At 69.8% G+C, this 14,715-nt stretch carries 14 protein-coding genes; 6 read left to right on the forward strand and 8 right to left on the reverse strand.

The genetic code is table 11. The features are described 5' to 3' along the window. Positions 1–54: 54 nt before the first annotated feature. On the forward strand, positions 55–543 hold the full coding sequence (locus tag J2S55_RS35710; protein WP_306870098.1) for a hypothetical protein: 489 nt from the start codon (positions 55–57) through the stop codon (positions 541–543). A gap of 52 nt (positions 544–595) precedes the next feature. Here the strand turns inward: J2S55_RS35710 and J2S55_RS35715 are convergent, their stop codons facing one another. Then, positions 596–1,375 (reverse strand): oxidoreductase, encoded by a 780-nt coding sequence (locus J2S55_RS35715; RefSeq protein WP_306870100.1) that lies wholly within the window; start codon positions 1,373–1,375, stop codon positions 596–598. A 126-nt stretch (positions 1,376–1,501) separates the two neighbouring features. Between J2S55_RS35715 and J2S55_RS35720 the strand changes: the two genes are divergently transcribed. Beyond that, positions 1,502–3,145 (forward strand): protein kinase domain-containing protein, encoded by a 1,644-nt coding sequence (locus J2S55_RS35720; RefSeq protein WP_306870103.1) that lies wholly within the window; start codon positions 1,502–1,504, stop codon positions 3,143–3,145. Between the two features lie 333 nt (positions 3,146–3,478). Continuing rightward, positions 3,479–3,940: a GNAT family N-acetyltransferase gene (locus J2S55_RS35725; protein ID WP_306870106.1), complete on the forward strand. Its 462-nt coding sequence runs from the start codon at positions 3,479–3,481 to the stop codon at positions 3,938–3,940. A gap of 373 nt (positions 3,941–4,313) precedes the next feature. Here the strand turns inward: J2S55_RS35725 and J2S55_RS35730 are convergent, their stop codons facing one another. Further along, positions 4,314–4,958: a response regulator transcription factor gene (locus J2S55_RS35730; protein ID WP_306870109.1), complete on the reverse strand. Its 645-nt coding sequence runs from the start codon at positions 4,956–4,958 to the stop codon at positions 4,314–4,316. 12 nt (positions 4,959–4,970) lie between these two features. Continuing rightward, the gene (locus tag J2S55_RS35735) at positions 4,971–6,227 is read right to left on the reverse strand and encodes a sensor histidine kinase (RefSeq protein ID WP_306870111.1); all 1,257 of its coding nucleotides are present in this window, start codon (positions 6,225–6,227) and stop codon (positions 4,971–4,973) included. Between the two features lie 148 nt (positions 6,228–6,375). On the opposite strand from J2S55_RS35735, the gene J2S55_RS35740 reads away from it, so the two are divergent. Then, entirely contained in the window at positions 6,376–7,845 is a 1,470-nt protein-coding gene (locus J2S55_RS35740; RefSeq protein ID WP_306870115.1) for an alpha/beta fold hydrolase, read from the forward strand. A gap of 279 nt (positions 7,846–8,124) precedes the next feature. On the opposite strand, the gene J2S55_RS35745 is transcribed toward J2S55_RS35740, so the two are convergent. Further along, on the reverse strand, positions 8,125–8,289 hold the full coding sequence (locus J2S55_RS35745; RefSeq protein WP_306870117.1) for a hypothetical protein: 165 nt from the start codon (positions 8,287–8,289) through the stop codon (positions 8,125–8,127). Positions 8,290–8,344: 55 nt separating this feature from the next. On the opposite strand from J2S55_RS35745, the gene J2S55_RS35750 reads away from it, so the two are divergent. Both J2S55_RS35750 and J2S55_RS35755 read left to right on the forward strand, forming a co-directional pair. Next, positions 8,345–8,530 carry a hypothetical protein gene (locus J2S55_RS35750; RefSeq protein ID WP_306870119.1) on the forward strand — a complete coding sequence of 62 codons (186 nt, stop codon included), beginning with the start codon at positions 8,345–8,347 and terminating at the stop codon, positions 8,528–8,530. A 180-nt stretch (positions 8,531–8,710) separates the two neighbouring features. After that, the gene (locus tag J2S55_RS35755) at positions 8,711–9,373 is read left to right on the forward strand and encodes a class I SAM-dependent DNA methyltransferase (protein ID WP_306870122.1); all 663 of its coding nucleotides are present in this window, start codon (positions 8,711–8,713) and stop codon (positions 9,371–9,373) included. Between the two features lie 236 nt (positions 9,374–9,609). On the opposite strand, the gene J2S55_RS35760 is transcribed toward J2S55_RS35755, so the two are convergent. From J2S55_RS35760 to J2S55_RS35775, 4 genes are read right to left on the reverse strand one after another with little or no spacing between them, the layout of a single operon-like run. Then, complete coding sequence (locus tag J2S55_RS35760; RefSeq protein WP_306870125.1) at positions 9,610–10,410, reverse strand: endonuclease/exonuclease/phosphatase family protein; 801 nt, start codon at positions 10,408–10,410, stop codon at positions 9,610–9,612. Between the two features lie 59 nt (positions 10,411–10,469). Next, positions 10,470–12,887, reverse strand: a complete 2,418-nt coding sequence (locus J2S55_RS35765; protein WP_306870127.1) for a discoidin domain-containing protein — start codon at positions 12,885–12,887, stop codon at positions 10,470–10,472. A gap of 20 nt (positions 12,888–12,907) precedes the next feature. Next, positions 12,908–13,774 (reverse strand): carbohydrate ABC transporter permease, encoded by an 867-nt coding sequence (locus J2S55_RS35770; protein ID WP_306870129.1) that lies wholly within the window; start codon positions 13,772–13,774, stop codon positions 12,908–12,910. Further along, positions 13,771–14,715 (reverse strand): carbohydrate ABC transporter permease, encoded by a 945-nt coding sequence (locus tag J2S55_RS35775; protein ID WP_306870130.1) that lies wholly within the window; start codon positions 14,713–14,715, stop codon positions 13,771–13,773. Before J2S55_RS35775 ends, J2S55_RS35770 begins: the two co-directional genes overlap by 4 nt.

The following is a 14,715-nucleotide window of genomic DNA, read 5'->3' on the forward strand; positions in this document are numbered from 1 at the left end:
GCATCGGTCCGGCCACCATCTGCGCCGTGTCGGGCAGGATCTGACGATCCGACGATGACCCGTAACTTATCGCAGTTCGTCGATCACGCGGCGGAGGCCGTGCCGACATGGCTGGTGCTCCGTTCCGCCACGGGGCTTGAGCAACAACCGAACGGCCAGTCACGTCAAGGAGCTTCTGGGGTGAGGAACAGCGGGACAGTCGTCGGCGGTGAGAAAGATCTTGTTTCTCGTTGTGGCGGTGAGCTGGTCAAGCGTTACCGCACGGTGCAGGGCCTCATCGGGCCGCTGCTGGGCACGATCGCCTTCCGGCCGGTGGAGGCGGGCGTCGCGCTGCTGGCGATGGCGCGCACCGCAGCGGAGATGGCCAGGAGTCGCCGACGGCATGCGCCCGCTGACATCGCCGCCCATGACAAGTTGATCACTGGGTCGTGGCGGCCGCTGGTCCACCACCATCCGGACCTGCCCGCCGGGCCAGGCGGCTCACACCGTCGGCCTGCGCTGGCCGGCGCCCCTGTTCTGGCAGCACGTCCAGCTCTACCTTGAGGTGCGGCTGGAGCCGTCAGGTGCCCTTGGCGGGCAGGCCGTCGGGGGCTGGTCAGGCGGCGAAGCTCACGTCGGTCAGCTGCTCGGACACGGTCCACAGGCGCCGCTGCACGCTCAGGTCATAGGAGGCGTCACTGGAGGCGACCACGTGCGGGTGCCCCTTGCCTTCCCACCAGCCGTCGGGGCCGTAGTGCTGGCCGCCGAGAGTCGCCGGGTCGGTGGCCGCGCGCAGGGTGGGCAGCGCGCCCATGGCCGGTCCCTGCGCGATCAGCGCCATGACCACCGGCAGGAGGAGCCGGGCCGGTGCGGGCAGGTTGCGGCCGAGGTCGGTCGCGGCGGCGCCGGGGTGCGCGGCGACGGCGACGGTCGTGCCGTGTGGGGCGAGGCGGCGTTGCAGCTCGTAGGTGAACAGGAGGTTGGCGAGCTTGGACTGCCCGTAGGCGGCGATGCGGTCGTAGGAGCGTTCCCCGTGCAGGTCGTCGAAGCGGATGCCGGCCCCGATGCGGTGGCCGGTGCTGCTGACTGTGACGATCCGGGAGCCGGCGACGGGCAGCATCAGGTCGAGCAGGAGCCCGGTGAGGGCGAAGTTCCCCAGGTGGTTGCCGGGTTCTGGCCGTTGCGGGCGGGACTGTTGCCCGTGATGGTCGATAGGACGTCGGTGACCCCGCGTGGGTCTCAGGAGTCGGCGGTGGCTCAGCGTCGTTGAGCGGTGTTCATCCACTCGGCGTACTGGTCCGCTCTGGCCTGGAGCACGGACAGAGGGTCGGCGCGGCCAACGGCACTCGTAGTCGTGGCAGCCCTCCAGGCCCGGCGCGCCGGGCCTGGAGGGCACGGTGTCTTTCTGCCATGTGCCGGTTCTCCACGCACAGACCGGCTCGTTCGTTGTTTCCGGCCAAAGGCGCTCTTGCCCGTAGTTTGATGTGGATCATAGAGGGGCGGAGGGGGGCGGGGTGTTGTGGTGAGGGCGCTGTCAGGGCGGTATGAGCTGCTGGAGCCGTTGGGGCGCGGCGGTATGGGGGTGGTGTACCGGGCGCGTGACCGGGAGCTGGAGCGGATCGTGGCGGTCAAGGTGCTGCCCGCGCAGATGCTGCGCGATGAGGACTTCCGGGCCCGGTTCCGCCGGGAGGCGCGGGCGGCGGCGGGCTTGTCGCATCCCCACATCGCGACCGTCTACGACATCGGAGAGAGCACCGATGGCGGGGATCCGGTTCCGTATCTGGTGATGGAGCTGGTGGAGGGCGGAACACTGGCCGATCTGCTGCGCCAGGCGCCGCCCACCGCCGCGGAGGCCGGGCGGATCGTGGCGGCCGTCCTGGAGGCGTTGGAGCACAGCCACGGGCGGGAGGTGGTGCACCGCGACATCAAACCCGCCAACATCATGGTCCACCGCGCCGGCGGCCGGGTGCGGGTGAAGGTGATGGACTTCGGGATCGCCAAGCTCATGTCGGAGACGGCCACCCGGCTGACCGCCACCGGGATGCGGATCGGCACCCCGTCCTACATGTCGCCTGAACAGGCCGACGGCAGGCCCACCGACGCCCGCTCGGATCTGTACTCCACCGGATGCGTGTTGTACGAGATGCTCACCGGTCGGCCGCCCTTCACCGGGGACTCACCCGCCGTCGTGCTCTTCGGGCACCTGCACAAGGCCCCGCTGCCGCCCTCACAGCTGAACCCGGTCCTGGCCCCTTTCTGGGACCAGATGCTGGCGACCGCGCTGGCCAAAGACCCTCACCAGCGCCACCGGGATGCCGCGGCGATGCGCCAGGCCATCGAAACCGGCTTAGCCGCCCCCACCGCCCAGGCGCCTGCGCCGGCCCCGCCCCCCGCAACCGCACCGGCTACCCGGCTTCACGTCTCCCCACCTGTCGACCCGGCGCCCCCTGCACTGGCGCCCCAGGCGTCGGCCCTCCACGCACCCGGCTCTCCCGGTCTCGGGGATCGGTCCGCGCCCGCATCCGCACCGCGAGAGCACGTCGCTGCCGCGCCGCACCGGGTCCTGTCCCGCCGCCGCCTGCTCACCGGGCTGGGTGTCGCAGGCCTGGCCGCCCTGCCGGCCGCCTACTACACCTTCACCCGGGAAGAGACCGCCACCCTCCTCGGCCAGCCCCTCGCCGGCCACAACGGCCCCGCCCGCTCAGTGGCCTTCAGCCCCGACGGCAAGATCCTGGCCGTCGGCGGCAAGGACAAGACCGTGCGGTTATGGGATGTGGCCACCCGCGCCCTCCTCGGCACGCCCCTCACCGGCCACACCGACGACGTCGACTCGGTGGCGTTCAGCCCGGACGGCAAGATCCTGGCCGCCGGCGGCAAGGACAAGACCGTGCGGTTGTGGGACGTGGCCACCCGCACCCCCATCGGCCGCCCCCTCACCGGCCACAACATCTGGGTCTTGTCGGTGGCGTTCAGCCCGGACGGCAAGATCATGGCCGCCGGCGGCAAGGACAAGACCGTGCGGTTGTGGGACGTAGCCACCCGCACCCCCATCGGCCGCCCCCTCACCGGCCACACCGACTGGGTCTTGTCGGTGGCGTTCAGCCCGGACGGCAAGATCCTGGCCACCGGCAGCGATGACGGCACCGTGCGGTTGTGGCAACTGTGAAGTGATTCCGATCGATGATCAAGCCTGCAGCCCGTTTCTGCCGTATTCCGGTGGCACCCGCTCCTCGCTGTTTGCGAGCCCGGCCGCCGGGATCTTGTCGTCCACAGCGTCGATGACGGCCAGGTCGCTGGGTGGCCATTGAGGGGCTCCAGGTGAGTCTCGCAGGCGCCCGCCGGAAGCTTCAGCAAATGCGGAAGCTCCGCGCAAGCCCGGACCGTGGATCTGCCGACGCCGGCTGCCCCGGCTCGGGCCGGCCGCCACGTTCGACTCGGCGCTGACCGGCTTCCTGATACGCGCCCAACGCAGACCTGACCGTACGGCAGGATGGGCGCCATGATGGAGATCAACTTCCTCGCTGAATCCGACCGCGCCTGCTGGGAATTGCTGGCCCGTGGCAAAGACACGTACTTCAAGGTCGAACGGAGCGACGACGACTACGAACGGACCTGGCGACGCCTGCTCGACGACGAGCAGATACGCGGGATCGCCGCTCGACTGGACGGCAGAATGGTCGGCATCGCGCACTACCTGTTCCACGCCAGTGTCTGGTACGCCGGGAAATGCTATCTGGCGGACTTGTTCGTGGACGCGGAGGTCCGACGGCGGGGTATCGCGACGGCAGTGATCGAGTGGGTGGCGCGGGACGCCAAGGAGCACGGCTTCCCAGGTCTCTACTGGAACACGTTGGAAGACGCTCCGGCTCGCGCGCTGTACGACAAGGTGGGCAAGTTCCACAAGGGGCTCATCCACTACGCCTACCGGCGGGACGCGGACCAGACCTCCACCCGGCGCTGAGGGGCGACCAGGACAGGGCGATCTCGACGGGACCGACGGCAGCCGGCGGAATGATCCCGTCGACCACTCGAGCCGATCAGTGAGCGGGCATCCAGTCCGGAGAATGTGGTCGCCGCGCAGCCACCCCTGTAGGACGGGCATCCATGGCAGGTTGGGGGCGAGCTCACGCAGGCGTAGGAACCGCTCCACTTCAGCAATCTTGAAAGTGTCCGCGTCGCTCCTGACCTGCGACGGAACGTCGGTTGCGTGTCCGTGACGTGTTAAGCGTCATGTCGGCCCGTAGGCGGATGATCGTTCTGCCTGCCGGGACCGGGGCCGAAGGATGCCTCTTGGCGCTTGAGGGGCAAGGCTGCGGGAGCGTGTATGGCGATGGTCAGGCCTGCAGGTAGCGCAGGACGGCGAGTACCCGGCGGTGGTCGTTGTCCGACGGAGACAGGCTGAGCTTGGTGAAGATCTGCGTCACGTGCTTCTCCACCGAGCCGTACGACAGGAACAGCGCAGCGGCGATGGCGTTGTTGGAACGCCCCTCCGCCATCATGGCCAGCACCTCGCGTTCCCTCGGGGTGAGCGTGCCCAGGGTCTCCGTGCGGTGGCTGGCGCCCATGATCTGGGTGACGACCTCGGGGTCGAGGACGGTCTGCCCGGCCGCGATCCGGTCGAGCGCGGCCAGGAAGTCCTTGACGTCGGCGACGCGCTCCTTCAGGAGGTAGCCCACGCCATGGGCGCCGCCGGCGAGCAACTGGGCCGCGTAACGCGTCTCGATGTACTGGGAGAACACCAGCACGCCCACACTCGGATGATCACGGCGGATCTGGATCGCGGCCCGCAGGCCCTCGTCGGTGTGGGAGGGCGGCATGCGTACGTCGACCACGGCGATGTTGGGACCGTGTTCCGCCACGGTCGCCAGGAGCGCGTCGCCATCTCCCACGGCGGCCACCACCTCGTGGTCGCGGGAGGTGAGCAGCATGCACAGGCCCTCCCGGAGCATCACGGCGTCCTCGGCGATCACGATGCGCATGCACTGCTCCGTTCAGATGTGCAGGGGGAGTTCGACTGTGATCACCGTAGGTCCTCCGGCCGGGCTGTGAATGTCGATCATGCCGTCCAACGCCTGGGCCCGGGCGGCCAGGCCGCGTAATCCGGATCCGGTGCCGATCGCCGCGCCGCCGGTTCCATCGTCGCGCACCCGCAGGGTAAGCAGGCCATCACGCACCCGTACCTCGATGGCGGCGTGCTGGCCGCCGCTGTGCTTGACCACGTTGGCGAGCAGTTCCGTCGTGCAGAAGTAGGCGACGGCCTCGATGGCCGGCGCCGGTCGCTCGGGCAGGTCGGCTTCGAACCGGGCGGGGATCGGGCTCCGTGCGGTGAGCGTGGCCAGGGCGACCTCCAGCCCTTGGTCGAGCGCCGGCGGGTGGATGCCGCGGATCAGGTCACGCAGCTCGGCCATCGTCTCCTTGGCGCTGCGGTGGGCGCTGTCGACGAGGACGCGGGCGCGCTGGAGCCGTTCGGGCTGGTCGGCCTGCTCGAGCTCGTCCTGAGCCATGCCCAGGCTCATGGCCAGCGTCACCAGTCGTGCCGCCGTCCCGTCGTGCAGGTCCCGCTCGATCCGGCGGAGCCTGGCGACCGCTTCCTCTGCGGCCAGCGCCCGTGCCTGCTCCAGCCGGCGGATCCGGGCGTCGCCCGGCCCGGGCCCGAGCAGCGTACGGGCGAGCATGCGCTCGGGGGCCAGGGCGAGGTGGACGCCCCACGGGGCGAGGAGCAGCAGCGCCAGTCCGGCGGCGCTCACCAGCGCCGCAACCGGCCAGCCGGGGGGAGACAGGTGCGCCAGGGCGGAGGACTGTCCCCACAGGGGGCAGCCGAGCAGGAGCAGGCCGCCTCCCCACAACCCGGCGGCGGCCGCGCAGGCGACCACGGCCGCCGGCAGCCGGAGCAGACTATGGATGACGGCGCGCCATCCCGTCACGTCACCGAGCGTCGAGCCGAGCCGGTTCAGCAGGCCCGGCCCGGCACGGAACGGGCCGGGATCGGGCACCCGCACCCCGGCCCACGCTCGTGCCAGCCGTCGATTTGCCGTGCCGAGCCCTCTGGCCGCCATCACGCTCAGGGCCAGCATCGGCACTCCAACGAGATTCGCCGTCAGGATGACGCTCAGCAGCACGAGAACGAGATGGACCAGGCCGGCTCCCACCATGAACGGCAACATCAGTGCGTAAGCGAGCTCACGCTGCGACCGCTCCCGCACCGGAGTAGTGATCAGCACACGCCACCTCTCTGCTTGCCTGTCCACGCTGCTCCTCGCCAGACGCCGCACGCCGTCCAGCCTGACGGACACGCACGCGCGAGAACAGCCGGCCGGCCCGTGGGGGACATCCCGAAACCAACACGGAGGACGTCCCGGTGGTGGCCATCCGGTCGGTGTCACCAGAGTGATCACCATGATGACAACCAAGCAGCGGCGCAGGCGCGGCAGGACCAGAGGGCTGGTCATCGGTGTAGCGGTGGCGGCGCTGGCAGGAATGACCCCGGCAGCATCCGCTGCTCAAGAGGCACAGCCGACCTGGCGGGACTGCGCAGGCCAGGGCACATCCGCCGGGATGCGGTGCGCCGCGATCGAGGTGCCCGTGGACTGGGCCGAGCCGGACGGGCCGAAGATCAAACTGGATCTGGCCCGGCTGCCCGCCACCGAGCCTGCGCGCCGGATCGGCAGCGTGCTGGGTATCCCCGGCGGTCCCGGAGCCAACGGGATTGACGACTTGAAGCGCGCCGCGGCCGACCTCACCGAACCAGGCCGCAGGTTCGACCTCGTCGCCTACAAGCCGCGCACCACCGTGTGGCGTGATCAGATGCCCCCGTCCTGCATGAAGCCCGGGACGTCACTGTTCGAGCCACAGGGCCAGAAGCAGTACAAGGCATTGGCCGCGGCGATGACCAAGATCCTCAAAGCCTGCCAGGACGCGGACAAGACCGGCCTGTTCGCCCACATGGACTCCCTGTCGGTGGCCAGAGACATGGACGCGATCCGCGAGGCTCTGGGCGAGGAACGGCTGAGCTTCATGGCCAACTCCTACGGAGGGGTGCCCGCCGCCGCCTATGCGCGGCTGTTTCCGCAGCGCATCCGGGCCATGTACCTCGACGGGACGATCAACCAGGTCGACGGCTGGCCCGACCAGACGCTGCGGACCTTGCCCGTCCTGGAACGGGTATTCACCAGGTTCACCACCTGGTGCGCGGCCACCCCCGCCTGCGCGTTGCACGGACAGGACGCCGAGGCGGTCTGGCGCAAGCTCACTCGAGACGCCGATCGCAAGCCGATCCCGGTCACGTCGTCCGAGTTCGGCAAGGGCAAGCTGACCGGATGGCATCTGAGGAGTTTCGGCTTCATCGGCGACCCCGGACCGGACAACTCGCGGTGGCTGGCCTTCGCCGAGGCGGTCGACAGAGCCCGGGGCGGGGACGGGACCGGTTTCGCCGATGTCGCTCTCGGCAACGCGCGGATCTGGGCCGCGCCCGGAGCGCTGGCGATGACGTGCGCAGATGAGCGTGGCTACAGCAGCTACGCGCAGCTGCAGAAGTTCCGCCGTCAGGCGCAGAAGATCTCGCCGAACTTCGGGGGAGCCTCATTCGACGCGCTCGGATGCACCGGTTGGCCGCTGCAGGTCGCCAACCCGTCCCGACCACTGAAGTCTCGCGGCCTGCCGCCGTTCCTGGGTGCCGGCAGCACGTGGGGCGACTACGCGTGGACCGAGAGCTTCACCGGGATGATCCCGGGATCGGTGACCGTCGCCTACGACGGGCCCGGCCACGCCCTGTACCTGTCGGGCAAGAAGTGCCCGATCCGATACGCGACCACGTACCTGACCGACCTGAGGCTGCCCAAGCCGGGTACCACCTGCCCTGCCGAATGATCCGACGATCGGCACCACAGAACGATCATGATGAGGGTGCGGGTTGATCTGGTGACGCGGAACGGCTCTCCATCGCCGATCCACCTCGAACGGGTTTCTGCTGCGGGGTGGGTTGGCGGTCGACCGGGTGTCCATCCAGTCCCAGAGCAGGTCGCGTAGCCAGCGCTGGGAGATCCGCGTCAGGTCGATGTGACTGCCGCGGCTGGGGAAGCGGACGCCGTAGTGTTCGGTCTCGATGAATCCGGCGTCCTTGGTGTCTTGCCAGGTGAAATAGACCAGTCACAGATGCTCCAGCATGGCCGTGGCGATCTGCCGGCGGCGTAGGCTCGTGCGCTCGAGGTCGAGATCGGCCGGCGAGGTGACTGCTTGATCGCGGCAGTCGTCGGCGACGTACTGGATCCACGGGATGGGCCAATGCGCGCCGCGGTCGGGGGTTTGGCCCACCCTTCGGCGTCCTGGATGTAGCCGGCGACGACGGGGGGCCTTCCTTCCACCGGCCGTGCCGGGAGATAGGCACGAGCCCCTTGCCGGAGCGCTCCGCGAGATCGCCGCGACCCACACGCCGGCCGCCCGTGCCGCGGTGTACGGCGCCGGCGCGGTCGCCGCGCGGGAGGCCGCCGAGCGCATCGTCGCCGAGGATGTCACGCGGGCCGCCGACGAGTGCCGCTCGGGTGAGGTCGCGTGAGCCACCGATCCGGCGAGATGCGGACCGTCCAGCCCGGCGACCGCGAGGAAGTCCGCCTCACCGTGTCCGGTGACCTCTACCACACGTTCTACAACGACAACGTGCTCACCGCGTCTCGCGGCTGTCAGATGCAGGGAAACAAGATCATAATGTGCCGGCCGGGCTCTAGCATGGCTGCCCATGACAGAGCCGGATCTTCTCACCGCCACCCGCGCAGCCTACGACGCCGTCGCCCCTCGCTATGCCGAGGACATCCCTGAGCGTTACCATTCCAACCCACTCAACCACGCAATGATCCCCGTTTTCGTCGAGTTGATCAAAACCCGCGGCGGCTTGGTGGCAGACGTGGGATGCGGCCCCGGCCACGTCACCGCACATCTGCATTCCCTCGGAGTGACCGCCTTCGGTGTGGACCTGTCGCCGGAAATGATCGGGCTTGCTCGGAGCCTGCATCCAGAACTGCGCTTCGAGGTCGGAGTGATGGACGCTCTCAAGGTCGAGGACGCTGCTCTGGCCGGTGTCCTCGCCAACTACTCCATCATCCACACCCCACCCGAACGGCTCTCCGAAACGTTCGCTGAGTTCCACCGCGTGCTCGCGCCCGGGGGCCATCTGCTGCTCGGCTTCCCGGCCTACGACGACGCCACCAAGCTGGCCGAATCATTCGACCATGTTGTGTCACTCGCCTACAGGTATTCGCCTGGCCGCATTGCCGAGCTGCTCCTCAGCGCCGGGCTCACAGAGGTAGCCAGGCTAGTCGTTTCCCCCGACGAGGATCCCAAGCGGGGCTTCCCGCAGGCATACCTCCTGGCCCGCCGCGCGATCGTGGCACACGTGGATTGATCAACGTGGTGCCGAGCGGCGGGGGCGGCCGGCAAGCAGTCTCCGGCCGGCGTGCAGCCGCTGGTGAGGCGGCGGAAGCCGCGTCCGGATCCGAGGTGGCCTTCCTCGATTCCACACGCGGGTCGGAGGGTTCACCGCCGAGCTTGATGGCTGCCCCGCAGCTACCGGCAGACCAGCATCATCGTCCACCCCGCATGCCTTGCGGCCGGGCGCCGGCCTCCAGGCCCGCATCCGTCTCATCCCTCCGGCAGCAGCACGTCCACGAAGATCGGCAGGTGATCGGAGGCGTCGCCGGCCACCACCGTCGCCGATCTCACCTCGACCTCCGGTGAGGCGAACACGTAGTCGATGCGGGAGCCGGTGGCGGGATAGGTGTGGCCCGCTCCCGCGCCGGCCTGGGACCAGGCGTCCCTCAAGGATGAGGCCAGCACACGGATCTCAGGCGTGCCGGGCAGGGCGTTGAAGTCCCCGGTCAGGATCACCGGCCCCTGCCGTCCGGCGATCAGCGCCTGAACGGCTCGTGCCTGTTCCAGCCGTTCGGCCGCGTCGTCGTCCTGGAGGTGGGTGGTGCAGATCCGGACGGGCACGCCGTGGACGACGATCGTGGCCCGCAGCAGCCCGCGCTGCTCGCTGCCGGGGAACCCGGGCAGGAAGGTGTTGCCGGAGTCGCGGATGGGGAAGCGGGACAGGATCGCGGTGCCGTACTGGCGGCGCGGGTCTCCGGGGGCGGGCGGGTCGAGGTCCAGGTTGGCGCCGTAGGCCACGTCCATGCCCAGTTCGGCGGCCAGCCAGGTCGCCTGGTCCACGGACCCGCTGCGCTCCGAGTAGTGCCGGTCCACCTCCTGGAGACCGGCGACGTCGGCCTGGCCCCTGCGGATCACGTCGGCGACGCGCCGTAGGTCGAGGCGGCCGTCCGGTCCTCGTCCGTGGTGGATGTTGAAGGTGGCCACGCGCAGGTGGCGGGCCGGGGCGTCGTGTTCGGGCGCGGCCGGACGCGCCGGCGGGACTGAAGGCTCACCAGGCGCCTGTGCGGGCAACGGCTGCCGTCCTTCCGGTCGGGGGTGCGGCCCGCGCCGAGGCGCGGGCCGCACGTGGGTCAGGAGGCGACGATCTCATAGAGGGCGATGTTGCCCCACTGGAGGTTCGCGTCGTGGACGGTCAGCCGGATCTTGCGTGTGGTGACCGGGCTCGGCAGGGTGATGGTGCTGGTCTCCACCTTCGCGCTCAGTTCCTGCCAGCCCGTCAGGTGGTGGGCCGCCTGTGTCACCCATCGGGTTCCGTCCCAGGTGTCGAGCGAGACGTCGGTGACGCCCTGCCCCTTGGCCCAGGCGGTGTGCAGGGTGACGGCGGCGATCTGCCGGTCCTTGCCGTAGTCCACCACGAACTCGCCGGGGAAGGTCACGCCGGTGCTCACCGATGCCCACGGGCTGCTCGGATCGCCGTCGACGAGCGCGTCCACGCTGTTCGTCGGCGATGTCGGGAAGGTGGTGCTCGCCACCGCCGTCGGCCCCGGCCGGTACGGCTCGCTCGCCGCGGGCACGCCGAGGGCGATCTCGTTGATCTGGATCGGACTGCCCGCCGCCTTGACGACCAGGCGGACCCGCGTGGCGGTGACGGTCTCCGGCAGGGTGATCACCTGCTGCTCGACGGTGTCGTCGTCGGTCTTCCAGACCGGCTCCGCGCTCGCCCTGCTGACCCACCGGCCGCCGTCGTGGGTCAGCACCTCGACATCGGTGATCGCGCGGGAGGCGGCGTGCGCGGCCGACAGCGTGACCGTGCGGAAGGCACGCGCGACCGGATAGGTCAGCTCGACCACGCCGGGCAGGCGCGGCTTGGGCACGCTCCGCCAGGCCGTCGCCGGGTCGCGGTCGGCCAGCCGCTCCAGGTGGCCCTTCGGCACGAGCGTGCCGCTGACCTGACCGGGGGTGACCTTCCGCTGGAAGGCGCCGAGGTCGGGGGCGCCGTCGGGGATCGGGGTGCCCGCGTAGTCGTGTTCGGCCGGCACGCTCACGCCCGCGTCGAAGGCCGGCGAGCCGTCGAGCGGCCGGTAGCTCGCCGGGTTCTCCTGGCCGGGTGCGGACAGCTTGGGGTCGGCGACGACGGCCGCGTGGTCGTTGCCGGTCGGCGGCTGCGCGGTGCCCCAGTAGAGGTTGTGGTCGTAGATGATGCCGTTCTTGTTGTCGAAGCCGGCCCCGGCGAGGTTGACGAAGACGTTGTTGCGCACGACCACGTCCGCCGCGTTGTTGTACAGGCGCACGGCCCGCTCGAAGTGGTACGTGCCCGCACCGCTGTAGGGCGGCTTGACCTCGACGGCGCGGTCGGTGATGTAGAGGGTGTTGTTGAGGAAGTGGGTGCCCGTGGTGGAGGTGGAGGCGGCCAGGCCCTCGTAGCCGTCGTTCCTGCTGACGTTGTAGCGGACGACCGTGTCCTTGGTCGGGGCGGCGGGGAAGGAGACAGCGAGGAAGAAGCCGCCGTCGTTGTCGTGGCTGTAGTTGTACTGGACGAGGCTGCGGTTGTTGTCGGCGTCGGCGTCGAAACCGTGGCCGTCGCTGCCCGGGCCGTTGAACCCGGTGTGGGAGACCTCGTTGTGCTGGACCACGATGTCGTCGTTGCCCTGCCACCAGATGCCGACGTTGCCGCCGGTGGTCTTGGTCCTGCCGCGTACGGCGCGCTCCACCCGGTTGCGCTCGATCACGGCGCCCGCGGTGTGCATCGGGGTGATGCCGCCGCCGGTCACGTCGTGCACGTGGTTGTCCCGGATGCGGACGCCGGTGCTGGGCGTCCAGGTGACGACCTCGCTGTCGGGGATGCCGGTCTCCACGGGGTACAGGCTGGTCATGCCGCTACGACGGGACCACGTGGACCACATGATGAGGCCGTAGGAGCCGATCTTGGAGATCTCGTTCCGCTCCACGACCAGGTTGTGGAAGTACGTCGGCGTCGTGTTCCCCCGGATGGAGATGAGCAGCCCGGCCGCCGCGACGCTGTGGCCGCCCTGGCCGTTGACGTCATGGATGTTCAGGTTCCGCAGCGTGACGTTCTCCAGCCGGCCCGCGTCCTTGGCGAACAGGTTGACGCCGCTGCGGTAGAGGGAGGTGTCGGCGCTGTAGTTGGTGACCTCCAGGCCGTCGACGGTGAAGTCGTGCACGTCGCTGATCCGGACGGCGGCGTCCACCCGGCCCTGCCCGTCGATGACCGGCTTGGGGCCCGTGCCGTAGGAGCCGACGAACGCCGGGCGGCCCGGCGCGCCCGCGCCCTGCACGGTGAGCCGGCCCGCCCACCGCTGCCCGGCGCGGAACAGCAGCCGGTCGCCCGGGCCCAGCCGCACCTGACCGGCTCTGTCCAGGCTCCGCCAGGCCGTGTCCGGGCTCTGTCCCGAGGCCGCGTCGTCACCCGATGCGGCGTCGACGTAGAAGGTCTGCCCGGGGTCGGCCGCCCGCGCCTGGGCGGGTACGGCCGGCGACACCATCATGGCGAGCAGGGCGAGCCCCACCCACCCGAACCGCGTACGCAAATTCTGTTCCTTTCGGGGGGTCATTTGCCGATTCCGGCGGTCATGCCTTCGACGATGCGGCGCCCCAGCCACAGGTAGAGCACGATCATGGGGTAGATCAGGATCACGATCCCGGCGAACAGGCCGCCCCAGTCGGAGCTGTACTGCATGGAGCTGTAGAGGTTGAGCAGCGCCGCGGGCAGCGTGCGCTCCTCGGGCAGCGGCGAGATCAGCAGCACGAGCAGCGTCTCGTTCCACAGGCCGATGATGTTCAGGACGAGCACGGTCATCACGCCGGGCCTGGCGACCGGCAGCACGATGCGGACGAAGGCGCGCAGCGGGCCCGCGCCGTCGATCTCGGCGGCCTCCTCGATCTCGTGCGGCAGCGAGCGCATGTACCCGGTCAGCACGAACACCGCGAACGGCAGCGACAGGATCACCTGGAAGACCAGCAGCGTGATGCGGTTGTCCCACCAACCGGTGACCCAGTCCTCCATGAAGGTGTAGAGCGACAGTTTGATCACGACGATGGGGATGACCAGGGTCTGCAGCGGGATGCTCAGGCCCATCGCGAAGTAGCCGGTCAGCGGGCCGGCCACCCGCCGGTTGGAGCGGGCCAGCACGTACGCCGCGGGTGCCGACAGCGCCACGATGAGCAGGGAGCCGAGCAGGGTCAGGACCGTGCTGTTCAGCGCGGCGGCGGAGAACTCGGCCGCCCGCCAGGCGGAGGCGTAGTTGTCCCAGTGCGGGTCGGTGGGCAGCGAGAACGGGTTGAGCCACACCTCGCCGGAGTCCTTGAGCGACTGCATGCCCACCCAAAGGACCAGCGCGAGGTTGAAGGCCACCCACGCCCACAGGGCGATCGCGGTGGCCCGCGGCAGCAGGACGTCGCCGATCAGGCGCCTCATGACAGCTCCACTCGTTCGCGCCTGGTGATGCGCCGGGTCAGGGCGATGAGCACGGCGGTGACGAGCAGCACCACGACGCCCATCGCGGCGGCGTTGCCGAGCTGGGGTATGGCGTTCCCGGCCACCAGGGAGTACTGCTGCACCGCCACCGTCCTGGCCTGCAGCGGCGGGCTCCCCGGCGTACCGCCGGTGGTGAACGCGAGCACGATCTCGAAGATCTTCAGGCTGTTGACCACCCACAGCACGGCCGACACCGCGAAGACGTCCCAGGTCAGCGGCAGCGTGATGTGCCGGAACTGCTCCCACCTGGTGGCCCCGACGATCTGGGCGTCCTCGTAGATGTGGGCGGGGATGGAGTCGACCGCCGACATCATCAGCGCCACGTAGAAGCCGGTGCTCGACCAGACCAGGCCGCCCACGATGCAGCGGAAGACCAGGTCGGGCCCGAGCCAGGGCTGCGGGTCCAGGCCGAGCCAGCCGAGCGCGGTGTTGACCACGCCCTCGGGGTTCAGCAGGAAGCCGATGGCGGCGCCCACCGCGATCATCGAGATGATCATCGGCAGGAACATCACGGACCGGATGAAGGCGCGGCCCTTGATGTGCCGCAGCACCATCATCGACAGGAACGTGAAGCCGAAGACCAGTCCGCCGCCGGCCAGCGCCAGCACGAACGTGTTGACGAACGACGTGCGGAAGGCGTCGTCGCTCAGCAGCGCCAGGTAGTTGTCCAGGCCGCGCCAGGTCATCTCCGAGCCAGGCCCCGCCCAGGCGTTGAGGCTGACCCAGAACCCGAACAGCGAGGGCGCGACGAACAGCGCGGTGTAGGCGACGAGCGCGGGGAGCAGGAAGGGCCAGAAGGCCCGTTCGCGCCCCGGACGCAGAGCCCTGGCCTTGACCGGCGGCGCCACGGGGGGCGCCTGGATGAGGGTTCCCGCTCCCAT

It is taken from the genome of Streptosporangium brasiliense, from assembly GCF_030811595.1.
GTDB classification, from domain to species: Bacteria; Actinomycetota; Actinomycetes; order Streptosporangiales; family Streptosporangiaceae; genus Streptosporangium; species Streptosporangium brasiliense.

What these genes read in the sequence shown, in the direction of transcription:
- J2S55_RS35710 (WP_306870098.1), top strand. Translation starts at nt 55, where the DNA reads ATGACCCGTAACTTATCGCAGTTCGTCGATCACGCGGCGGAGGCCGTG.
- J2S55_RS35725 (WP_306870106.1), top strand. Translation starts at nt 3,479, where the DNA reads ATGATGGAGATCAACTTCCTCGCTGAATCCGACCGCGCCTGCTGGGAA.
- J2S55_RS35730 (WP_306870109.1), bottom strand. Translation starts at nt 4,958, where the DNA reads ATGCGCATCGTGATCGCCGAGGACGCCGTGATGCTCCGGGAGGGCCTG.
- J2S55_RS35740 (WP_306870115.1), top strand. Translation starts at nt 6,376, where the DNA reads ATGATGACAACCAAGCAGCGGCGCAGGCGCGGCAGGACCAGAGGGCTG.
- J2S55_RS35755 (WP_306870122.1), top strand. Translation starts at nt 8,711, where the DNA reads ATGACAGAGCCGGATCTTCTCACCGCCACCCGCGCAGCCTACGACGCC.
- J2S55_RS35770 (WP_306870129.1), bottom strand. Translation starts at nt 13,774, where the DNA reads ATGAGGCGCCTGATCGGCGACGTCCTGCTGCCGCGGGCCACCGCGATC.
- J2S55_RS35775 (WP_306870130.1), bottom strand. Translation starts at nt 14,715, where the DNA reads ATGGGAGCGGGAACCCTCATCCAGGCGCCCCCCGTGGCGCCGCCGGTC.